Source organism: Streptomyces sp. NBC_00663, from assembly GCF_036226885.1.
Taxonomy (GTDB): Bacteria; Actinomycetota; Actinomycetes; order Streptomycetales; family Streptomycetaceae; genus Streptomyces.
In genome coordinates, this window is the sequence record NZ_CP109027.1 from 5,037,530 (window position 1) to 5,059,179 (window position 21,650).

A 21,650-nucleotide genomic window follows, 5' to 3' on the forward strand; every position below is an offset into this window, starting at 1 on the left:
TGTGCGGGTAGTCTGAAGGAACCTGCTCAGCACCACACACCGGGAGTGCCAGTGGCACGCGTCGTAGTCGACGTCATGCTCAAGCCGGAGATCCTCGACCCCCAGGGCCAGGCGGTGCAGCGCGCACTGCCGCGTCTGGGTTTCGAAGGCATCTCGGACGTCCGCCAGGGAAAGCGTTTCGAACTGGAAGTTGACGGGCCGGTCGACGAGGCCGCCCTCGCCCGCATCCATGATCTTGCGGAATCCTTCCTCGCCAACACCGTGATCGAGGACTTCACGGTGAAGGTGGAAGAAGTCGCGGAGGCCGCGAAGTGACCGCTCGTATTGGCGTCGTCACTTTCCCGGGGAGTCTCGACGACCGTGACACCCAGCGCGCGATCCGCCTCGCGGGCGCCGAACCGGTCGCTCTCTGGCACAAGGACAAGGACCTCCGCCAGGTGGACGCGGTCGTCCTTCCGGGTGGTTTCTCCTACGGCGACTATCTACGGGCCGGCGCCATCTCCCGCTTCTCGCCGGTGATGGAGACGGTCATCGAGCAGGCCAAGGCAGGCCTTCCGGTCCTCGGTATCTGCAACGGCTTCCAGATCCTCACCGAGGCCCACCTCCTCCCGGGCGGGATGCTCGGCAACGACCACCTCCACTTCATCTGCCGCGACCAGAAGCTGCGGGTGGAGAACGCGGAGACCTCCTGGACCGCCGACTACGAGGCGGGCCAGGAGATCCACATTCCGCTGAAGAACATGGACGGCCGGTACGTCGCCGACGAGTACACCCTCGACAAGCTCGAGGCGGAGGGCCGTGTCGCCTTCCGGTACGTCGACTTCAACCCCAACGGGTCGCTCCGTGACATCGCCGGCATCACCAACGAGGCCGGCAACGTCGTAGGCCTCATGCCGCACCCGGAGCACGCCGTCGAGCCGCTCATCGGCTCCGGCCGCACCGACGGCCTCCCCTTCTTCACCTCGATCCTCAAGAAGCTGGTCAACGCATGAGCCGGACGCCTCTGGACACGGTCGAGCACGCGGCCGCGACCCCCGACGTCGAGCTGCCCTGGGCCGAACTCGGTCTGAAGAAGGACGAGTACGAGCGGGTCGTGGAGATCCTCGGCCGCCGGCCCACCGGTGCCGAGCTCGCCATGTACTCGGTCATGTGGTCCGAGCACTGCTCCTACAAGTCCTCCAAGGTCCACCTCCGCCAGTTCGGCGAGAAGGCCCCGCAGAGCGATGCGCTGCTCGTGGGCATCGGCGAGAACGCGGGCGTGGTGGACGTCGGTCAGGGCTACGCCGTGACCTTCAAGGTCGAGTCGCACAACCACCCCTCCTACGTCGAGCCCTACCAGGGCGCGGCCACGGGTGTCGGCGGCATCGTCCGCGACATCATCGCGATGGGCGCCAGGCCGGTGGCCGTGGTCGACCCGCTGCGTTTCGGTGCGGCCGATCACCCCGACACCAAGCGGGTGCTCCCCGGTGTCGTCGCCGGTATCGGCGGCTACGGCAACTGCCTGGGTCTGCCCAACATCGGCGGCGAGGTCGTCTTCGACGCCTGCTACCAGGGCAACCCGCTGGTCAACGCCGGTGCCATCGGCGTCATGCGGCACGAGGACATCCACCTCGCGAAGGCGTCCGGCTCCGGCAACAAGGTCATCCTGTACGGGGCCCGCACGGGCGGCGACGGTATCGGCGGCGCCTCGATCCTGGCCTCCGAGACCTTCGACGACGCCAAGCCGTCGAAGCGTCCGGCCGTGCAGGTCGGCGACCCCTTCCAGGAGAAGCTCCTCATCGAGTGCACCCTGGAGGCCTTCAAGGAGAAGCTGGTCGTCGGCATCCAGGACCTCGGTGCCGCCGGTCTCTCCTGCGCCACCTCCGAGCTCGCCTCGAACGGCTCCGGCGGTATGCGCGTCACGCTGGACGACGTACCGCTGCGCGACTCCACGCTCTCGCCCGAGGAAATCCTCATGAGCGAGTCGCAGGAACGCATGTGCGCGGTCGTCGAGCCGGCGAAGGTCGACCGGTTCCTGGAGATCTGCGACAAGTGGGACGTCATCGCGACCGTCATCGGTGAGGTCACCGACGGCGACCGGCTGGAGATCTACTGGCACGGCGGCAAGATCGTCGACGTCGACCCGCGCACGGTCGCGCACGACGGCCCGGTCTACGAGCGCCCGTACGCCCGCCCGTCCTGGCAGGACGAGCTCCAGGCGGACGACGCCAACAAGCTTCCCCGGCCCACGACGTCGGACGAACTGAAGCAGCAGGTCCTGAAGCTCGTGTCGTCCCCGAACCAGGCCTCCAAGAAGTGGATCACGTCTCAGTACGACCACTTCGTGCAGGGCAACACGGTGCTGGCCCAGCCCGAGGACTCGGGCATGATCCGCATCGACGAGGAGACCGGCCTCGGCGTCGCCATCGCGACGGACGGCAACGGCCGTTACGCCAAGCTGGACCCGTACCACGGCGCCCAGCTGGCGCTGGCGGAGGCGTACCGCAACGTCGCCACCACCGGTGCCAAGCCGCTCGCCGTCTCCGACTGCCTGAACTTCGGCTCGCCCGAGGACCCGGCCGTCATGTGGCAGTTCGCCGAGGCCATCCGTGGACTCGCCGACGCCTGCCAGCAGTTGGGCACCCCGGTGACCGGCGGCAACGTCTCGCTCTACAACCAGACCGGCGAGGTCGCCATCCACCCGACCCCCGTGGTCGCGGTGCTCGGCGTCATCGACGACGTCGCCCGCCGCACGCCCGTCGCCTTCCAGGAAGAGGGGCAGCTGCTCTACCTCCTCGGTGACACCCGTGAGGAGTTCGGCGGCTCGGCCTGGTCGCAGGTCGTCCACGACCACCTCGGTGGTCTGCCCCCGAAGGTCGACCTGGAGCGTGAGCGCCTGCTGGCCGAGATCCTGATCTCCGCCTCCCGCGACGGCATGATCGACTCCGCGCACGACCTGTCCGACGGCGGTCTGATCCAGGCGGTCGTGGAGTCGGCGCTGCTCGGCGGCAAGGGCGCGCGTCTGGTCGTACCGGACGGGCTCGACGCGTTCACCTTCCTCTTCTCCGAGTCGGCGGGGCGTGCGGTCGTCGCCGTGCCGCGCTCCGAGGAGGTCCGCTTCAACGACATGTGCGGTGCGCGGGGCCTGCCGGTCACCCGCATCGGTGTCGTCGACGGGGAGACCGTCGAGATCCAGGGCGAGTTCGCGCTCTCCCTGGAGGAGCTGAAGAAGGACCACGAGGAGACGATCCCGGCGCTGCTCGCGTAGCCGGTGACATGCCTGTGAAGGCCTCGGTCGTCTCAACGGCCGGGGCCTTCGGCCGTGTTAGCTTCGGCCGGTCATCAGTGATCAAGGGGGACGAGGGCGATGGAGTACTGGCGCATACCCGGCCGCGGCGGCAGGCTCAGTGACCGGCTCAACCAACTCGTCGTGATCACCGCGGTGTTCGGCATCGGGGCGGGCGGCTGCGGGCTGTGGCTGGAGACGGACGAGGCCCTCGACCGGGCCGGCAGCCGGGAGAAGATCACGCGGGCCTGTGCGGGGCTGGTCGACCCGGACCGGGTCCTCGGGCTGAACGGCGGTATCGACCGGGCCCGGCCGGGCGGTGACGCGGACGACGTGATGTTCGACTTCGACGCCGTCTCCACGCCGCTGGCCACGATGCCCACGGAGTGCGTGATCTACCGGGTCGGCGACCCGGGTACCTCGTACGACCACTTCGCGCTGTCGGTGTGGGCCACCCCGTCCGACGACTACGCGCAGGTCGTCGACGGCTGGGACGACCCGTTCGACGCGCGGGCCCGCGACGGGAGCGACGACGTCACGCGCGAGGCCTCCCGGAGCCCCGCGTACCCGCTCGGAGACGGGCGGCTCGGGACGTACGGGGACCGCAGCGTCTCCGTGAAGGCCCGCTGCGCCGACGAACCGGAGGACAAGACCTCGATCGACGTGCAGGCGACGGCCCTGTACGCCGACGACGAGACCCCCCTCTCGGACGCCGACCGCCGCACCCTCGCCGAACTGGCCCGCACCGCCGCCGAACGGGCCGCGGCGAAGACCGGCTGTACGACCGAGCTGCCCGCTCTCCCCGCCGAACTGCCTTCTCCCAGCGCGAAGTTGACGGCCGCCGGTACCGCGAAGGGCACCTGTGCCTGGTACGCCGGCCGGCTCGACAGCCGCCTCCCCGACCGTGCCCTCGACGCCCCGACGGGCGCCCGCGTCTTTGAGGAGAGCTGCCTGCTCGCGGTGAGCGAGAAGGAGGCGGGCGAGATCTGGTCCGCGCTGAGCGACAAGGAGCGCGGCGACAGCAGCGAGCCGTACACCCCCTGGTGGCTGAAGACCGAGTCGTTCTTCGGGGACGAGGCCGGCGAGGCCGTCGCCGAGGGCGTCGGCACCGACCAGCGCCGGCTCGACCCCGGCACTGCGGGCGTCGACACCGAGGCCAACGTCTGGTGGGCGTCCTCCACCTGCGCCGGCGAGCCCGCCCTCCACACCCTGAGCGTCCCGTACCCGTACGAGAAGTACATCCGCCCCCACCTCCGCGAGCTGTTCCAGGCGTACGTCGACGATGTCGCCGCCCGCCGCGACTGCACGGGCCTGAAGTTCCCCGGGGCCACCGACTTCAGCTCCTGACCGGTACCGGCGCCGCGGCGGGTTCCGTGGGCGCCGGGCCGGACTTCGGCAGCCGCAGCGCCAGCACCACCCCGAGCACCATCAGCGCCGCCCCGCACAGGAACACCGTGTCCATGGCGGAGACGTACGCCGTCATGTCCGTGCCGTCGCTCAGCCGGCTGATGAGGGTGCCGAACAGGGCGGCGCCCAGGGCCGTGCCAAGGGTCTGGAAGAAGCGGACGCCGGTCGTCGCGACCCCGAGCTGATGGCGGGGTGCCGCGGACTGGACGAGCTGGATGAGCTGGCCGATCAGCTGGCCGAACCCGGCGCCGACCAGGAGCAGTTCGGCGCGCAGCCACCACAGCGAGGTGTCGGTGCCGGTGGTGGCCAGGAGGAGGAAGGCCACGGCGGTGACGGCGGACCCGGTGACCACGAACGTCCGCTCGGACCAGCCGCGTTCGGTGAGCTTGCCGGTGACGACGCCGACCACGGTCATGCCGATGGCCATGGGGAGGAGGTACAGGCCCGCCGAGGAGCTCGCGATGCCCCGGACGACCTGGAGATAGACCATCACGTAGTACATCGAGCCGACCATGGCCGCGCCGACGAGCCCCTGGATGGCGAAGCCCCAGCGCAGTTCCGGGATCCGGAACATGGACAGCGGAAGGATCGGCTCGGCGGCGGTGCTCTGGCGGCGCAGGAAGAGGGCGAGAGAGGCCGCGGAGGCCAGCGCGAGGCCGATTACCTGCGGTGATGTCCAGTCGTACTCCTTGCCGCCCCACTCGGTGACCAGCAGCAGCGTGGTGGAGAAGGCGGCGGCGAGGGCCGCGCCGAGGAAGTCGATGCGGTGCCGTTCGGTGTGCCGGGGGAGTTTGAGGACCAGCGCGGCGAGGGCGAGGACCGTGATGCCGATGGGCAGGTTGACGTAGAAGATCCATCGCCAGCTCGCGTGGTCGGAGAGCACCCCGCCGATCCACGGACCGAGCGCCATACCGCCGCCCGCGACGATGCCGCCCATGCCGGCGCCCTTGCTGTCCTTCTCCTTGCCCGGCCCCTTGAGCTGGGCGATCACCACCATCGTCACGCTCATCAGGCCGCCCGCGCCGATGCCCTGGACCGCCCGGGCGGCGATCAGCTGGCCGATCGACTGGGCGGCACCGCACAGCGCCGAGCCGAACAGGAAGGTGCCGACGGCGCCGAGGAAGACCTGCTTGGCGCCGAGGGTGTCGCAGAGCTTGCCGTAGAGCGGGAGCACCGCGGCCGAGGCCAGCGAGAAGGCGCTGACCAGCCACGGGATCTTGTCGATGCCGTGCGCGGGGTCGAGGTCCCGGACGATCGGGACGGTCGCCGCGGACACGATCTGCATGTCCAGGACGGCCAGCACGATCGTCGCGAGGCAGACGAGGAAGCCGATCTTGCGCTGGGTTTCGGTCATGGGCAGAACCATGCCCGAGATTCGTGTACTGAGTCAATGTTTCATCCGGGATCAAACTTAGTCTTGGTACAGCGATGCTTGGTAAGGTGTCGCCATGGCTTTTGCTGAGGGCATGGGGCTGCGCGAGCGCAAGAAGATCCAGACCGGGATCCGGATCTACCGCACCGCGGTGGCGCTGTTCGACGAGAAGGGCTTCGACGCCGTCTCCGTGCAGGAGATCGCCGATGCCTCCGAGGTCTCCAAGATGACCGTCTTCAACTACTTCGGTACGAAAGAGGACTTGGTCTTCAAGCCCATGGAGGAGCACTTCCACGACCCGGCCCGTGCCGTGCGGGAGCGCAGGCCGGGCGAGTCCGCCGTGGACGCCGTACGCCGGCAGTTCCTGGAGATGATCGACGGCCGTGACCCCTCGATCGGCCTGCACGCCGAGCCCTTCGCCCGCCGGATCCGCTCGGTGATCATGGCCACGCCCGTGCTGCGGGACCGGGCCTATGTGTCCGCCGAGAAGGGCGCCCTCGAACTCGCCGACCTGCTCACCGAGGAGACCGGCGACCGCACCCTGGCCCTGATCGCCGCCTCCACCCTGACCTCCGTCCGGCAGGCCCTCGTCGAGGAGCACCATCTGCGCATCGACGCCGGCGAGAGCGTGGAGGAGGTCGCCGCCGACGCCGCCGAACGGGCCGAGCGGGCCTTCGCGTTGGTGGAGGGCGGCCTCGCCGGGTACGCCGTCAAAGAGCGCTGAGCAGCCCTAGGCTGCCCCCATGCCACCGGCCAAGAAACGCACCCGCAGCTACGACCCCGCCAAGATCCGCACCGCGGTGCTCACCCAGTTCGGGCATGTACGCCAAGCCGTCGGCACCCTCACCCCGCAGCAGCTCGCCGCCCCCACCCGCCTCGGCGAGTGGACCGTCCGCGACCTCGCCGCCCACGTCACCATGGCCGTCGGGGCCATCAGCCGCGCCCTCGATGCCGAGGAACCGCCGAAGCGCACGCTCGCCCTCCTGGACTGGCCCTTCACCACCGCCGGCCGCGCCGAGGGCATCTCCGACGACACCCAGGCCCTCGCCACCGCCGACCCCGACCTCGACGCCCTCTACGCCCGCACCGAGGAACGCTTCACCGAGAGCCTCGACCGGGCTCCCGACGACCGCCTCATCGGCAGCCGCACCGGCGCCATGACCCTCGGCGACTACCTGGTCACCCGGACCGTCGAACTCGTCGTCCACACCGACGACCTGAACGCCGCCGTCCCCGGCCTCGACATCCCCCACGACCGCCAGGCCCTGGCCGCCTGCACCCGGCTCCTCGCCGACGCCCTCGCCGTGAAGGCCCCCGGCGGCTCGACCGAGGTGCGGGTGCCGCCGTTCGCGGTGGTCCAGTGCGTCGAGGGGCCCCGGCACACCCGCGGCACCCCGCCCAACGTCGTCGAGACCGACCCGCTGACCTGGATCCGGCTCGCGACCGGGCGGCTGACCTGGAAGGACGCCGTCGAGGAGGCGAAGGTGAGCGCGAGCGGGGAGCGGGCGGACCTGGCCGGTCTGCTCCCCCTGATGGGCTGACCGGGGAACCGGCCTTCCGCCCCACCCGTCCCAGCGGCATGGACACACAGCGAATGACCCTCGCCGTCCTGACCGTCCTCCCGCTCGCCGCGGCCTGCGGAACGGAGCAGGCCGACGGCGGTTCGGTCAGCGCCGAGCGCTCCGTCACCGGCATCCAGTGGGCCGTCGACAGCGTCACCGTCGACGGCACCACCCACAAAGCGCCCGCCGGGGCGAACATGACGATCGAGGACGGCAAGGCGGCCGGCAACTACGGCTGCAACCACTTCACCGCCAAGGTCGCCTTCGAGGACGGAGCCCTCCGGCTCAGCGACACCACGACCACGGAGATGGCCTGCGAGGAGCGGCCCATGGCCTTCGAGAGGACCCTCGCCCGCACCCTCGCGGGCAGCGCCCTGAAGACCGACGTCACGGACGACCGGCTCACCCTCACCACCGACACCGGAGACACCGTCCGCCTCACCGAGGAACCGGACGCCCCGCTGTACGGCACGAAGTGGGACATCACGTCCCCCGGCCCCACCGGCGAGGCCCACCTCACCTTCGACAAGAGGACCGGGAAGGTGACCGGGAGCCTCGGCTGCAACAAGGTGACGGCGACCGCCACGGTCCGCGACGGACATATCACCCTGGGCGCCCCCGCCACCACCCGAATGGTGTGCGACACCTCACTCATGAAGACGGAGAAGGCCCTCCTGGGCTTCTTCGACAGCACGGTGAAGTACGAACTGGATCATCGTGCCCTCACGCTGACCAGCGAAAACGGAAAAACCACCAACGCGGTCGCGGCCGGGTGATCCCTTAAAGGTCCGTATCCCCAATTCGGACCAGTGGTCGACCTCGCCTACACTCGGGGACGTGCCACGTGGTGACGGTCGACTCAATCATGATCTGCTCCCCGGCGAGAAAGGCCCCCAGGACGCGTGTGGCGTCTTCGGTGTCTGGGCTCCGGGTGAAGAGGTCGCCAAGCTCACTTACTTCGGGCTCTACGCCCTCCAGCATCGGGGCCAGGAATCCGCGGGTATCGCGGTCAGCAACGGCTCCCAGATCCTCGTCTTCAAGGACATGGGCCTCGTTTCCCAGGTCTTCGACGAGACCTCTCTCGGTTCGCTCCAGGGTCATATCGCGGTCGGTCACGCCCGCTACTCGACCACCGGTGCCTCCGTGTGGGAGAACGCCCAGCCGACGTTCCGTGCCACGGCGCACGGCTCGATCGCGCTCGGCCACAACGGCAACCTGGTCAACACGGCGCAGCTCGCCGAGATGGTCGCCGACCTCCCCAAGGACAACAACGGCCGCTCGACCCGCGTCGCGGCCACCAACGACACCGACCTGCTGACCGCGCTGCTCGCGGCCCAGGTCGACGAGGACGGCAAGCCGCTGACGATCGAGGAGGCCTCCCCGAAGGTCCTCCCGCAGGTCCGCGGCGCGTTCTCCCTCGTCTTCATGAACGAGCACACCCTCTACGCCGCCCGTGACCCGCAGGGCATCCGCCCGCTGGTCCTCGGCCGCCTGGAGCGCGGCTGGGTCGTCGCCTCCGAGGGCGCCGCCCTCGACATCTGCGGCGCCAGCTTCGTCCGCGAGATCGAGCCGGGCGAGTTCATCGCCATCGACGAGAACGGTCTGCGCAGCTCCCGATTCGCGGAAGCGAAGCCCAAGGGCTGTGTCTTCGAGTACGTCTATCTCGCGCGTCCCGACACCGACATCGCCGGCCGCAACGTGTACCTCTCCCGCGTGGAGATGGGCCGCAAGCTGGCCAAGGAAGCCCCGGTCGACGCCGACCTGGTCATAGCGACCCCGGAGTCCGGCACCCCGGCCGCCATCGGCTACGCGGAGGCCTCCGGCATCCCGTTCGGCGCCGGCCTGGTCAAGAACGCGTACGTCGGCCGTACGTTCATCCAGCCCTCCCAGACGATCCGGCAGCTCGGCATCCGCCTCAAGCTGAACCCGCTGAAGGAAGTCATCAAGGGCAAGCGCCTGGTCGTCGTCGACGACTCGATCGTGCGCGGCAACACCCAGCGGGCGCTGGTGCGGATGCTCCGTGAGGCGGGCGCCGCCGAGGTCCACATCCGGATCTCCTCGCCGCCCGTGAAGTGGCCCTGCTTCTTCGGTATCGACTTCGCCACCCGCGCCGAGCTCATCGCCAACGGCATGACCATCGACGAGATCGGCACCTCGCTCGGCGCCGACTCGCTGGCGTACATCTCCATCGACGGCATGATCGAGGCGACCACCATCGCCAAGCCGAACCTGTGCCGCGCCTGCTTCGACGGCGAGTACCCGATGGAGCTCCCGGACCCCGAACTGCTCGGCAAGCAGCTCCTGGAGACCGAACTGGCCGCCGGTCCGGCCGCCACGGCCGCGGCCGACGCGATCCGTCGCCCGTAAGCCCAGCAGTACGACACGAAAGTTCTCACCGTCATGTCTGAGACAACTGGTGCCAGCTACGCAGCCGCGGGCGTCGACATCGAAGCGGGCGACCGCGCCGTAGAGCTCATGAAGGAGTGGGTGAAGAAGACCCAGCGCCCCGAGGTCCTCGGCGGCCTCGGCGGATTCGCCGGCCTCTTCGACGCCTCCGCCCTCAAGAACTACGAGCGCCCCCTGCTCGCCTCCGCGACCGACGGAGTCGGCACGAAGGTCGACATCGCGCGCCAGCTGGGCGTCTACGACACCATCGGCCACGACCTGGTCGCGATGGTCATGGACGACATCGTGGTGTGCGGCGCCGAGCCGCTGTTCATGACCGACTACATCTGCGTCGGCAAGGTCCACCCCGAGCGGGTCGCCGCGATCGTCAAGGGCATCGCCGAGGGCTGTGTCCTCGCCGGCTGCGCCCTGGTGGGCGGCGAGACGGCCGAACACCCCGGTCTGCTGGGTCCGGACGACTTCGACGTCGCCGGCGCCGGTACGGGCGTAGTGGAGGCCGACCGGCTCCTTGGCCCGGATCGCATCCGTACGGGTGACGCGGTGATCGCCATGGCGGCCTCCGGTCTTCACTCGAACGGGTACTCGCTCGTCCGGCACGTCCTGCTGAACCAGGCGGGCCTGTCCCTGGACGCGCGGATCGAGGAACTGGGCCGCACCCTCGGCGAGGAACTGCTCGAGCCCACCAAGATCTACTCGCTGGACTGCCTGGCGCTGACGCGCACCACCGACGTGCACGCCTACTCGCACGTCACCGGTGGTGGCCTCGCCGCCAACCTGGCCCGCGTGATCCCCGACGACCTGCACGCGATCGTCGACCGCTCCACCTGGACCCCGGCCCCGATCTTCGACCTCGTCGGCAGGACCGGCTCGGTCGACCGGCTGGAGCTGGAGAAGACCCTGAACATGGGCGTGGGCATGATCGCGATCGTCCCCGAGGAATCGGCGGACGTGGCGCTCACCACCCTGGCCGACCGTGGGGTCGAGGCATGGATCGCGGGCGAGATCACCGACCGCGGTGACCGCACCACGGGTGCGGAACTGGTCGGCGACTACGCGGTCTGACAGGCAGCGCAAAACCCGGTCCGGTGGTGTGGACCACATCGGACCGGGTGAAGCACAGCTGGAGCGTCAAGCGCCGCGGCGTTGCTGCGACGACGGACCGGACTGATCGTCCTCGTCCTCATCGTCGTCGTTATAGAGATCCGCGTACTGGGAGTACGGGTCGTCTTCGTCGTCGTCGTCCTCGAACGGCTCGCCATTCGGCGGCTGGCTCGAAGTCGAAGCGCCCAGCTCATTGGCCAGACGCGACAGGTCAGTCCCGCCGCTGCTGTACTTCAGCTGGCGGGCGACCTTCGTCTGCTTGGCCTTTGCCCGGCCGCGCCCCATGGCTCGACCCCCTCGGATACGGGGCTCGGTGGCCCCAGAGTCTTGACACGCGTTCATGATCTGGAACGGGCTCTCCGTGGAGAGACCCGTCCGTAGGGCTTCCACGGTACCTGAGCCCGCGCCCATACGGTACGTCGCCCGCAGGACGTGCCTGGCCCCAGAACCCTCGAGGTGCCCTGTCCTCGCTGGTCAACGGCGATTTTAACCACTTCTTGGCGGCCGACCCGCCGACGAACGTGAGAGTTCTCTCTAAGTGCCCGTCGGCGGGTACCGCTCACGGCCCGGCCGCGGCGATCAGCGGGCCCTGCGCGCCAGTGCCGCCTCGTGCATCCGCTGCTCGGCGATCCGGTCGGCCGCCGCGGCCGGCGGGATACCGTCCGTCTTCGCACGTGCGAATATGGCGAGCGTGGTGTCGTAGATCCTCGCCGCCTTGGCCTTGCAGCGGTCGAAGTCGAAGCCGTGCAGCTCGTCGGCGACCTGGATGACCCCGCCCGCGTTCACCACGTAGTCCGGCGCGTAGAGGATGCCGCGGTCGGCGAGATCCTTCTCCACACCCGGGTGCTCCAGCTGGTTGTTGGCCGCACCGCAGACGATCTTCGCCGTGAGCGCGGGCACGGTGTCGTCGTTCAGAGCGCCGCCCAGGGCGCAGGGGGCGTAGATGTCCAGGCCCTCGGCGCGGATCAGGGTCGCGGTGTCGGCGACGGCCGTCACGCCCTGCGGGTGCGCCGCGAGGATGCGGCCCACGGCCTCCTCGCGCACGTCCGTGATGACCACCTCGGCGCCCTCCTCGCGCAGGTGGGTCACCAGGTGGCGGCCGACCTTGCCGACGCCCGCGATGCCGACCTTCCGGCCCGCCAGCGAGGGGTCGCCCCACAGATGCTCGGCGGAGGCCCGCATGCCCTGGTAGACGCCGAAGGCGGTGAGCACCGAGGAGTCGCCCGCGCCGCCGTTCTCCGGCGAACGCCCGGTCGTCCACCGGCACTCCCGGGCGACGACGTCCATGTCGGCGACGTACGTGCCGACGTCGCAGGCCGTGACGTAGCGCCCGCCCAGCGAGGCGACGAACCGGCCGTAGGCGAGGAGCAGCTCCTCGCTCTTGACCGTGTCCGGGTCGCCGATGATCACGGCCTTGCCGCCGCCGTGGTCGAGACCGGCCATGGCGTTCTTGTACGACATCCCGCGCGCGAGGTTCAGGGCGTCGGCGACGGCCTCCTCCTCGGTCGCGTACGGGTAGAAGCGCGTGCCGCCGAGTGCGGGGCCCAGCGCGGTGGAGTGGAGAGCGATGACGGCCTTGAGTCCACTGGCACGGTCCTGGCAGAGCACGACTTGCTCATGACCGCCCTGGTCCGAGTGGAACAGGGTGTGCAGGACGCCGGCTGATACTTCGGTCACTGTGGTGACTCCTGGATGCGTAGCGGCGGTTGGGACCAGCTCCCGTAAGGGTGGCGGGCGCTGTGGGCACGAGATTAGAGCCTGGCTGCACCCGCCCACCTCGCCGTGCTCAGGATCACCTACCCACGGAGTACCCCCGTGCGACGATTTGCATAGATTTCCCGCGCGTTTGTCAGCGGGTTCCGCAGGTTTTCCCGGCAGTGGGCGGGGGAGGGAGCAGGCGTGCCCAAGGTGTCCTCGGTGGTCGTCCCGTACCCGACCTATCTCCGCGTGTACGAACCGCTGGCCGCCTTCCCGGAGCCGGAACGCGGCCACTGGGCCCGCTACGCCCGCCGCCCCGACCGTCCCTCGTACCAGGACGAACTGCGCCGCTCCCTGGCCGACTTGCTGCCCACCCCGCCGGTCCCGGTGCCGGTGCACGAGAGCAGCGACGCCTTTGTGCTGGACGTCGACGGCGTGGTCTGCGTCTGCCCCTGGCGGACCCGGCTGCGCGGCTGGCAGGCGCTGGGGGAGCTGGCCGAGGAGCTGCCGAAGCCGGTCCTTGAAGCGGTGCTGCCAGAGGTCGTACGGCTCCAGGCCGCCAAGGATTACGAGCGGTGGCTGATCCGGAACCCGGACGCCCGCCCCTGGATCCGCTCCTCGACCTGGCAGGTGCCGCTGCACTGGTTCGTGCTGGTCGGCGACGAGGAGCGGTCCTTCGACAAGGGGTCGGGGGACATCCCGCCGATGCTGCGCTACCGGACGCCGATGGTGCAGGCCCGGCGGCGGGTGGCGCGGGCCCTCAGGACCCTGAAGGACACCCTCGACGAGGGGCCGCTCATCGACGGCCTGGTGGACGTGGGGCGTTGGCTGGAGGAGTTCCATCCGCGCTCGCTGGTCGAGCTGGACTACGGCGGCCTCGTGCATGTGCTGCCGGCCGGCGAGCTGGAGGACGACCACTCGGCGGCGGACGTGGCCGAGGGCATCGAGGCGCTGCGGCAGGGGGACGGGGCGGCCGCGGGGGAGGCGTACGGGCGTCTCGTGGAGCGTTGGCGGTCGGTCAGGGACCGGCGCTCGGCGAACTGAGCGCGGCTCAGGTCACGAACGGATGTTTGACGTGACGCTCGTTTTGGGGTTTTGTCCTCGCACTGAGGTGCCTGTGTGCCTTGAGGCTCTCCCGACATGGGACGTACGTCACGATCCGGGCGTTCGCCTCAACTGAGGCTCAAGTGCGGTCAAGCGTGATGGACCGCACGTACCTGGCTCTTGCGTCTCTTCCCCCTCCTCATGCCAAAATAGGACAAGGGGCCCGGGGGAGGTTCCGCTTTGGGGGGTCTGGTGACTCCTGATCGCTCTGTGACTGATCGTCACAGCGGCGTGACTGTCCGCTATGGCATGGTCCATCGGCCTCTGTCGCCGATGAACATCCTGGGGGCAATTCCATCGGTTTGGCCGACGAGGCTGGACGGATGGTGTAGTTGTAGTGCCGAGGACAAGCCGTTCGTCCTATAACCGACTCGACTCGCGTCCGCCATTTCGGGCAACGCGGGTCAAGGTGCAGAATTTAGAGGAAAGAACCGAGAACGATCGGTTCTCCCGAGGAGGCCGCTCATGACCGCTCGCACCCCTGATGCCGAGCCGCTGCTGACCCCGGCTGAGGTCGCCACCATGTTCCGTGTGGACCCGAAGACGGTCACGCGGTGGGCGAAGGCCGGGAAGCTTACTTCCATCCGTACGCTCGGCGGGCACCGCCGCTACCGCGAGGCGGAGGTCCGTGCACTGCTCGCGGGCATCCCGCAGCAGCGCAGCGAGGCCTGAACCAACTGAATAACGGGCAAACCGGCAGGTCCCCAACGTGCCGATACGTCCGTGACAACGCTTCACAAGCTCCAAACGACGCGGGTTCCGCCCCAACGGGACCCACGCCCGAGCTCATCCCAGAACCTCACAGGGTGCGTCGTCGATCGCGCTGGACTCCGCCGAGTCCAGCGCGATCTTTTTTGTGCGCGGACCGTGGGCTGTCACCGGGCTCTGTGAGCGGGCTTGTCGGAGTCTGGGGAGGGGTGTCGGATCTCCTGTGGGCGGCCCCTCCAGGCTGGTGCAATTGCACATATTAAATTGACCAGTTGTAGGCCGGGTGTAAGTACCGCGCTTCCAGAAACTCATGCGGTGACACCCGTCACATGCCAGAGTCCTTGTTGCGTCTGACTCAGGTGCGCTAGAGGAGGTGCGCGTTCCACCGTCCCACGCGCGCACGGGTGTTGGGGGCCGCCGGTGGTCACGCGGTCGAGGGACTTTCGTCCTCGATCGCCTCCTCCACGGCCTCGCCGGCCCCCGGACCGGAGTCCATGGCCAGCCGCAGCAGCTGATGGCAGATCGGGCAGTGGCGCGTCAGATGGCGATAGGAGGAGGCGGCCGCCAGATGGGCACGGAGCAACGCCCGCGTCTCGTGCCTGACCGAAGCCGCCATACGCCACCTCCAGGGGCCACAGAGGGACCGGGCCCTGTCTTCTGGGTACCGACCGAATGTGACGCCGTCAAGACGGCGTGAGGCGACTTGGGGGCTGTGCGGGGAGACGTCCAGCTGGTCGACGCACGAAAAGAGGCCCGGATCCGAAGATCCGAGCCTCTCACCGCGGTCCTGACGGGATGTGCTGTACCCGATTGCGGCTGCGCCGCGGGCGCGGCCTCCGCCTTGACGGGGTGGCGAGTTGGCTTGGGGTGTGAGGTGAGTATGAAGAAGGCCCGCTTTCCCTGAAGGGTGCGGGCCCTGCTTCTCACCGCGGTCCTGACGGGATGTGCTGTACCGGATTGCGGCTGCGCCGCGGGCGCGGCCTCCGCCTTGGCGGGGTGGCGAGTTGAGTTGGGGTGTGAGGTGGGCATGAAGAAGGCCCGCTTTCCCCGAGGGGTGCGGGCCTTGCTTCTCACTGCGGTCCTGACGGGATTTGAACCCGCGGCCTCCACCTTGACAGGGTGGCGAGCACTCCAAACTGCTCCACAGGACCAGGTTTCGCGGCGCTTATTCCTGCGTTGCGCTGCGAGAAGGACTGTACAGGAGGGTGCGGGTCCTGCGCGAACTCACCCTGTGTGCAGGGTCGGTTACGGGACAGCCGCGTCGATCGCCTTCCCGATCCGCTTGTCCGAGACGGGGTACGCCGTGCCCAGCGCGTGGGCGAAATAGCTGACCCGGAGCTCCTCGATCATCCAGCGGATGTCCAGGACGGCGGCCGGGACCGGGCGGCCCTGCGGCAGCTGCTCCAGGAGCCAGGCGTACTCGTCCTGCATCTCGTGGACCTTCTCCATGCGGGTGGTGTCCCGCTGCACGGACGTCGGCATCTGCTGGAGGCGGCGGTCCGCCGCCACCAGGTAGCGCATGAGGTCCGGCAGCCGGCGCAGCCCCGTCGCCGTCACGAAGCCGGGCTTCACGAGGGCGTCCAGCTGCTTGCGCACGTCCGTCAGGTTCGCGAGGAGCGCGGGGCTCCGAACGGTCTTCAGACGGCGCTCACAGGCCTGCCAGGCGGCAAGGACCTGCTGCACCTGCCCGACGGTACGGACGGTGGTGTCGACGATCTCCGCGCGGACCTTGTCGTACAGCTTCCGGTACGACTCCTCGTCCCACGCCGGCCCCCCGAAGTCGCCGATCAGCTTGTCCGCCGCCGCCATCGCGCAGTCGTCGAAGAGGGCCTGGACCGTGCCGTGGGGGTTGGCCGAGAGCGCCAGCTTCTGGGCGTTCGTCAGGTGATCGCTCGCGAACTTCGCCGGGTTCACCGGGATGTTGCGCAGCACCAGCCTGCGCGTGCCCTTCCACATCGCCTCGGACTGCTCGGCCTCCGTGTCGAAGAGCCGGACCGAGACGGTGTCGCCGTCGTCCACCAGGGCCGGATACGCCTTCACCGGCTGGCCGGCGCGGCGGGTCTCGAAGACCCGCGTCAGCGTGCCGATCGTCCAGTCGGTGAGGCCCTTGCGCTCCAGGGACTCGCCGCCCTGGCGCTCCGCGGTGGCCGCGGCGGCCTGGGAGAGGGCCTGGCGTGCCTTCGGCCTCAGCTGGAGCTTCAGCGCCTCCAGATCCTTGTCCTCGGCCAGCTTGCGGCGGCGCTCGTCGACGATCCGGAAGGTGATGCGGAGGTGGTCCGGGATCTTCGACCAGTCGAAGTCCTCGGCCTCGAAGGGCACGCCGACCATGCGCTTCAGCTCACGGGCCATCGTGAGCGTCAAAGGCTCCTGGAGGGGGACCGCCGTGTCCAGGAAGCGCTTGGCGAAGTTCGGGGCCGGGACGTAGTTGCGGCGGATCGGCTTGGGGAGGGAGCGGATGAGCTCCGTGACGACTTCCTCCCGCAGGCCCGGGATCTGCCAGTCGAAGCCCTCGTCCGTGACCTGGTTGAGGACCTGGAGCGGGATGTGGACGGTCACACCGTCGGCGTCCGCGCCCGGCTCGAACTGGTAGGTGACCCGGAACTTCAGCTGGCCCTGCCGCCAGGAGTCGGGATAGTCGGCCTTGGTGACCGCCTCCGCCGACTCGCGGATGAGCATCTCCCGCTCGAAGTCGAGGAAGTCGGGCTGCTCGTGCCGCTTGCGCTTCCACCAGGAGTCGAAGTGGGCGCCGGAGACGACGTGTTCGGGCACCCGCTGCTCGTAGAAGTCGAAGAGGGTGTCGTCGTCCACGACGATGTCCCGGCGCCTGGCCCGGTGTTCGAGCTCCTCGACCTCGCTCAGCAGCCTGCGGTTGTCGGCGTAGAACTTGTGGTGCGTACGCCAGTCGCCCTCGACGAGCGCGTTGCGGATGAAAAGTTCGCGGGACGTCTCCGGGTCGATCCGGCCGTAGTTGACCTTGCGCTGGGCGACGATCGGCACGCCGTACAGCGTGACCTTCTCGTACGCCATCACGGCCGCCTGGTCCTTCTCCCAGTGCGGTTCGGAGTACGTCCGCTTCAGCAGATGCTCGGCGAGCGGCTCGACCCACTCCGGCTCGATCTTCGCGTTGACCCGGGCCCAGAGGCGTGAAGTCTCCACCAGTTCCGCCGACATGACGAAACGGGGCTGCTTCTTGAAGAGGGACGAGCCGGGGAAGATCGCGAACTTGGCGCTGCGGGCGCCCAGATACTCGTTCTTGTTGCCGTCCTTCACGTCCTTCATCCCGATGTGGGAGAGAAGGCCGGCGAGGAGGGAGACGTGGACGGACTGGTCGGCCGCGTCCTCCTCGTTGAGATGGATGCCCATCTGCTTGGCGACGGTACGCAGTTGCGTATAGATGTCCTGCCATTCGCGGATGCGCAGGAAGTTCAGGTACTCCTGCTTGCACATCCGGCGGAAGGAACTCGAACCCCGCTCCTTCTGCTGCTCGCGGATGTACCGCCACAGGTTCAGATAGGCGAGGAAGTCGCTGGTCTCGTCGCGGAAGCGGGCGTGCTGCTGGTCGGCCTGGGTCTGCTTGTCGGCGGGGCGCTCACGCGGGTCCTGGATGGACAGCGCCGCCGCTATGACCATGACCTCGCGGACACAGCCGTTCTTGTCGGCCTCCAGGACCATCCGCGCCAGGCGCGGGTCGACGGGCAGCTGGGCGAGCTTGCGGCCGGTGTCGGTGAGGCGCTTGCGTGCGTCCTTCTCGGCCGGGTTGAGCGCGCCGAGCTCCTGGAGGAGCTGGACGCCGTCGCGGATGTTGCGGTGGTCCGGCGGGTCGATGAAGGGGAACTTCTCGATGTCACCGAGGCCGGCCGCGGTCATCTGGAGGATGACGGAGGCGAGGTTCGTACGGAGGATCTCCGCGTCCGTGAACTCCGGGCGGGCGAGGAAGTCGTCCTCGGCGTAGAGACGGATGCAGATGCCGTCGGACGTACGGCCGCAGCGGCCCTTGCGCTGGTTGGCGCTGGCCTGCGAGATCGCCTCGATGGGCAGCCGCTGGACCTTGGTGCGGTGGCTGTAGCGGCTGATGCGGGCGAAGCCGGGGTCGATGACGTACTTGATGCCCGGGACGGTGAGGGAGGTCTCGGCGACGTTCGTCGCCAGAACGATCCTGCGCCCGGTGTGCTGCTGGAAGACGCGGTGCTGCTCGGCGTGCGAGAGGCGGGCGTAGAGGGGGAGGACTTCCGTGAACCGGTAGTTCTTCTTGTTCAGCGCGTCGGCGGTGTCGCGGATCTCCCGTTCTCCGGAGAGGAAGACGAGGATGTCGCCCTTGCCCTCGCCCTGGAGTTCCTCGACGGCGTCGCAGATCGCGGTGATCTGGTCGCGGTCGGAGTCGTCCGAGTCCTCTTCGAGGAGCGGGCGGTAGCGCACCTCCACCGGATAGGTCCGCCCGCTGACCTCGACGATCGGGGCGTCGCCGAAGTGCCGGGAGAAGCGCTCGGGGTCGATGGTGGCGGAGGTGATGACGACCTTGAGGTCCGGGCGCTTCGGCAGCAGCTGGGCGAGATAGCCCAGCAGGAAGTCGATGTTGAGGGACCGCTCGTGCGCCTCGTCGATGATGATCGTGTCGTAGGCGCGCAGCTCGCGGTCGGTCTGGATCTCGGCGAGCAGGATGCCATCGGTCATCAGCTTGATGAACGTGGCGTCCTGGTTCACCTGGTCGGTGAACCGCACCTTCCAGCCGACGGCCTCGCCGAGGGGGGTGTTCAGCTCCTCGGCCACGCGCTCGGCGACGGTGCGGGCGGCGATTCTCCTCGGCTGGGTGTGCCCGATCATGCCGCGCACGCCCCGCCCCAGCTCCATACAGATCTTCGGGATCTGGGTGGTCTTGCCGGACCCGGTCTCACCGGCCACGATCACGACCTGGTGATCGCGGATCGCGTCCGCGATCTCGTCCTTCTTCTGGCTGACCGGGAGCTGCTCGGGGTAGCTGACGGCGGGCACGCGGGAGCGCCGCCCCGCCATGCGTTCCTCGGCCTTCGCCACCTCGCCCTCGATCTCGGCGAGCACGGCGGCGCGCGCCTCCGGCTTGCGGATCTTGCGCGCGCCTTCCAGCCTGCGGCCGATCCGGTGCGCGTCGCGCAGGGACAGCTCGGTCAGGCGGGGGGCGAGAGCACCGAGGCTGGGGGCGTCGGAGGCGCCGGGGGCGGAGGCGGGATGCGTAGACATACGCGATCCAGGATCTCATCCCGGCCAAATTCATGGCGAACGCTTTTGCCTCCGGCGGCGCCGGGCGGGTGGGGCGGCCCTAGGAAACCCGGGAGGCGTCCCCCGGACCCTGTGCGGGCACCGCGGCCTCGGCCTCGCGTCGGCGGCGGTTCTCGTCGAGGACGATCGACTTCGCCGTGTTGGAGACCGCCTTGATCCCCAGGTAGGCCGTGGTCATGCTGCTCACCGCGGTGAAGGCCGCCGTGAGCACACCGACGACGACCGATGTGTCGCCGTCCAGCTGCCACACCCCGACGAGCGCGACCACTGCGATCGCCAGATTGCTGGACACCACCGCCAGCAGCCCGTACCGAGCCCGAGCGAGCTCCACCCCGTCCCCCTGCACAGCCTTGGCCATCGTCTCCCCCTGAGTGCCGCGTCGACCAGCCAGAACGTAGCGCCGGTCCGGATCCGCTGCCAAGCAAAACGCCTCCGCGGGATCCCTGCCGGGCGCTAGCCTCGGCCCATGTCTGCCGCCTCGGCCAAGAAGACGTACGACCTGTTCGTCAGTTACTCCCAGTCCGATCGCCCTCTGGTGTCGAAGTTCGCTGAGGATCTGCGTGCCCGCAAGGTGAGCCTCTGGTACGACCGTTGGGAGATGCGCCCGGGGGACACACTGCGGGAGCGGATCAGCGACGGCATCGCTCAGGCCCGCACCTTCATGGTGTTGCTCACCCCGGCCTCGCTCGCCTCGGACTGGGTGAACTACGAACTGAACGTGGGCATGCTCCGGGAGATCGAGGGGGCGAAGCTGCGGGTGGTGCCGGTGCTCGCCGGGGGCGTCGACGTGAAGGAGATCCCTGTCGACCTTCGTACGAAGTACTGCCTGGACATCTCCTCCCGGGACGGCTACGCCGCGGCGCTCGAGCAGCTGGTGGACCTCATCCACCCCGAGCGGCGGGAGCGGCAGGAGCTGTTGCGGGCGCTGCGTGCCGGAGAGGGGCAGTTCCGGTATGTGCCGGTCCTCCGGGAGTACGCGCTCACCGGTCACGACCAGACGATCCAGATCGCGGCACTGCGCGGGCTGGCGAAGAAGGACGGGGCGGACGTCACGCTGGCGGTGATCGAGCGCATGCTGAACCAATGGGGCGTGCAGGCTCTCGATGCCGCTTACAAGATCCTTGTCCGGCGCGGCCGTGAGGGGATCCTGGGGCTGGCGGCCACGTACTTCGACGACTCCCGCTACTACCACCAGAAGCTCGACCTATTCGCGGAGATGGAGCCGGCCCTGGCGGGGGTGCGCGACGAATACTGGGCCGCGCCCTTCAACTGGCACCTGCCGAAGGTCGCGGAGGCGCTCTTCGACGCGTCGGATGCGGACATCCGCATGGGGTCGCTGATCTCCGCGCACCATCACTTCGGGGAAGGGCTGGGCATCCCGATGCCGACACAGGCTCGGCTGGGCCTGGCGGAGTCGTATGCCGAGGTCCGGATTCCGGGGCTGCTGGCGGTGCTGGAGAGGTCCGCGCGGCGCTCGCGCTGACGGGGAACGCCGAAGCCCCTCCGGGATCACCCGGAGGGGCTTCGATCATTGTGGCTGGGGCCGGGGTCGAACCGGCGACCTATCGCTTTTCAGGCGATCGCTCGTACCAACTGAGCTACCCAGCCACGAGATTCCAGAAGGAACCTCAGCGGTCCTGACGGGATTTGAACCCGCGGCCTCCACCTTGACAGGGTGGCGAGCACTCCAAACTGCTCCACAGGACCAGGCTTTGTGTGCGACCTGCACTTTGTCGGTGCCCGATGTCGCTGGATCAGCATATCAGAGCTCGGA

General features: G+C 69.0%; 18 protein-coding genes and 3 tRNA genes. 12 read left to right on the top strand and 9 right to left on the bottom strand.

All coding sequences use genetic code 11. From position 1 onward, the window contains the following. Positions 1 to 51 precede the first annotated feature (51 nt). The 4 genes from purS (at position 52) to OG866_RS23075 (ending at position 4,612) form a co-directional block, all read left to right on the top strand. The gene (purS, locus tag OG866_RS23060) at positions 52 to 315 is read left to right on the top strand and encodes a phosphoribosylformylglycinamidine synthase subunit PurS (RefSeq protein WP_015659417.1); all 264 of its coding nucleotides are present in this window, start codon (positions 52 to 54) and stop codon (positions 313 to 315) included. Further along, on the top strand, positions 312 to 992 hold the full coding sequence (gene purQ / locus OG866_RS23065; protein WP_329337381.1) for a phosphoribosylformylglycinamidine synthase subunit PurQ: 681 nt from the start codon (positions 312 to 314) through the stop codon (positions 990 to 992). Before purS ends, purQ begins: the two co-directional genes overlap by 4 nt. Further along, positions 989 to 3,247: a phosphoribosylformylglycinamidine synthase subunit PurL gene (gene purL, locus OG866_RS23070; protein WP_329337382.1), complete on the top strand. Its 2,259-nt coding sequence runs from the start codon at positions 989 to 991 to the stop codon at positions 3,245 to 3,247. Before purQ ends, purL begins: the two co-directional genes overlap by 4 nt. A gap of 99 nt (positions 3,248 to 3,346) precedes the next feature. Further along, positions 3,347 to 4,612, top strand: coding sequence for a hypothetical protein (locus OG866_RS23075; RefSeq protein WP_329337383.1), 1,266 nt, complete (start codon positions 3,347 to 3,349; stop codon positions 4,610 to 4,612). Here OG866_RS23075 and OG866_RS23080 read toward each other — a convergent pair. Then, positions 4,602 to 6,026 (bottom strand): MFS transporter, encoded by a 1,425-nt coding sequence (locus tag OG866_RS23080; RefSeq protein WP_329337385.1) that lies wholly within the window; start codon positions 6,024 to 6,026, stop codon positions 4,602 to 4,604. The two genes, OG866_RS23075 and OG866_RS23080, sit on opposite strands and share 11 nt — an antisense overlap. 94 nt (positions 6,027 to 6,120) lie before the next feature. Between OG866_RS23080 and OG866_RS23085 the strand changes: the two genes are divergently transcribed. The 5 genes from OG866_RS23085 (at position 6,121) to purM (ending at position 11,074) form a co-directional block, all read left to right on the top strand. Continuing rightward, positions 6,121 to 6,768 carry a TetR/AcrR family transcriptional regulator gene (locus OG866_RS23085; protein WP_329337386.1) on the top strand — a complete coding sequence of 216 codons (648 nt, stop codon included), beginning with the start codon at positions 6,121 to 6,123 and terminating at the stop codon, positions 6,766 to 6,768. Between the two features lie 19 nt (positions 6,769 to 6,787). Next, positions 6,788 to 7,585: a maleylpyruvate isomerase family mycothiol-dependent enzyme gene (locus tag OG866_RS23090; RefSeq protein WP_329337387.1), complete on the top strand. Its 798-nt coding sequence runs from the start codon at positions 6,788 to 6,790 to the stop codon at positions 7,583 to 7,585. 53 nt (positions 7,586 to 7,638) lie between these two features. Further along, complete coding sequence (locus OG866_RS23095; RefSeq protein WP_329337388.1) at positions 7,639 to 8,382, top strand: META domain-containing protein; 744 nt, start codon at positions 7,639 to 7,641, stop codon at positions 8,380 to 8,382. A 61-nt stretch (positions 8,383 to 8,443) separates the two neighbouring features. After that, entirely contained in the window at positions 8,444 to 9,973 is a 1,530-nt protein-coding gene (purF, locus tag OG866_RS23100; protein WP_329337389.1) for an amidophosphoribosyltransferase, read from the top strand. Between the two features lie 33 nt (positions 9,974 to 10,006). Further along, positions 10,007 to 11,074, top strand: coding sequence for a phosphoribosylformylglycinamidine cyclo-ligase (gene purM, locus OG866_RS23105; RefSeq protein WP_329337391.1), 1,068 nt, complete (start codon positions 10,007 to 10,009; stop codon positions 11,072 to 11,074). 66 nt (positions 11,075 to 11,140) lie between these two features. Here the strand turns inward: purM and OG866_RS23110 are convergent, their stop codons facing one another. Both OG866_RS23110 and OG866_RS23115 read right to left on the bottom strand, forming a co-directional pair. Next, positions 11,141 to 11,398: a DUF3073 domain-containing protein gene (locus OG866_RS23110; RefSeq protein WP_329337393.1), complete on the bottom strand. Its 258-nt coding sequence runs from the start codon at positions 11,396 to 11,398 to the stop codon at positions 11,141 to 11,143. A gap of 294 nt (positions 11,399 to 11,692) precedes the next feature. Further along, entirely contained in the window at positions 11,693 to 12,790 is a 1,098-nt protein-coding gene (locus tag OG866_RS23115) for a Leu/Phe/Val dehydrogenase (RefSeq protein ID WP_329337394.1), read from the bottom strand. A gap of 222 nt (positions 12,791 to 13,012) precedes the next feature. On the opposite strand from OG866_RS23115, the gene OG866_RS23120 reads away from it, so the two are divergent. Further along, positions 13,013 to 13,855, top strand: coding sequence for a hypothetical protein (locus OG866_RS23120; protein ID WP_329337395.1), 843 nt, complete (start codon positions 13,013 to 13,015; stop codon positions 13,853 to 13,855). Positions 13,856 to 14,380: 525 nt separating this feature from the next. Next, on the top strand, positions 14,381 to 14,587 hold the full coding sequence (bldC, locus tag OG866_RS23125) for a developmental transcriptional regulator BldC (RefSeq protein WP_003949541.1): 207 nt from the start codon (positions 14,381 to 14,383) through the stop codon (positions 14,585 to 14,587). A gap of 460 nt (positions 14,588 to 15,047) precedes the next feature. On the opposite strand, the gene OG866_RS23130 is transcribed toward bldC, so the two are convergent. The 4 genes from OG866_RS23130 to OG866_RS23145 form a co-directional block, all read right to left on the bottom strand. Further along, positions 15,048 to 15,239, bottom strand: a complete 192-nt coding sequence (locus OG866_RS23130; RefSeq protein ID WP_329337397.1) for a DUF6274 family protein — start codon at positions 15,237 to 15,239, stop codon at positions 15,048 to 15,050. Between the two features lie 460 nt (positions 15,240 to 15,699). After that, positions 15,700 to 15,774: transfer RNA gene (locus tag OG866_RS23135), tRNA-Asp, on the bottom strand. Between the two features lie 94 nt (positions 15,775 to 15,868). Continuing rightward, a complete protein-coding gene (gene hrpA / locus OG866_RS23140; protein WP_329337399.1) occupies positions 15,869 to 19,837 on the bottom strand; it encodes an ATP-dependent RNA helicase HrpA in 3,969 nt (1,322 codons plus the stop codon). A 79-nt stretch (positions 19,838 to 19,916) separates the two neighbouring features. Further along, positions 19,917 to 20,234 (bottom strand): hypothetical protein, encoded by a 318-nt coding sequence (locus OG866_RS23145; RefSeq protein WP_329337400.1) that lies wholly within the window; start codon positions 20,232 to 20,234, stop codon positions 19,917 to 19,919. Positions 20,235 to 20,342: 108 nt separating this feature from the next. Here OG866_RS23145 and OG866_RS23150 point away from each other — a divergent pair, with 108 nt between their 5' ends. Then, the gene (locus OG866_RS23150; RefSeq protein ID WP_329337402.1) at positions 20,343 to 21,359 is read left to right on the top strand and encodes a toll/interleukin-1 receptor domain-containing protein; all 1,017 of its coding nucleotides are present in this window, start codon (positions 20,343 to 20,345) and stop codon (positions 21,357 to 21,359) included. 51 nt (positions 21,360 to 21,410) lie between these two features. Here OG866_RS23150 and OG866_RS23155 read toward each other — a convergent pair. Both OG866_RS23155 and OG866_RS23160 read right to left on the bottom strand, forming a co-directional pair. Continuing rightward, positions 21,411 to 21,484, bottom strand: a tRNA-Phe gene (locus tag OG866_RS23155). Between the two features lie 24 nt (positions 21,485 to 21,508). Then, positions 21,509 to 21,583, bottom strand: a tRNA-Asp gene (locus OG866_RS23160). Positions 21,584 to 21,650: the final 67 nt, after the last annotated feature.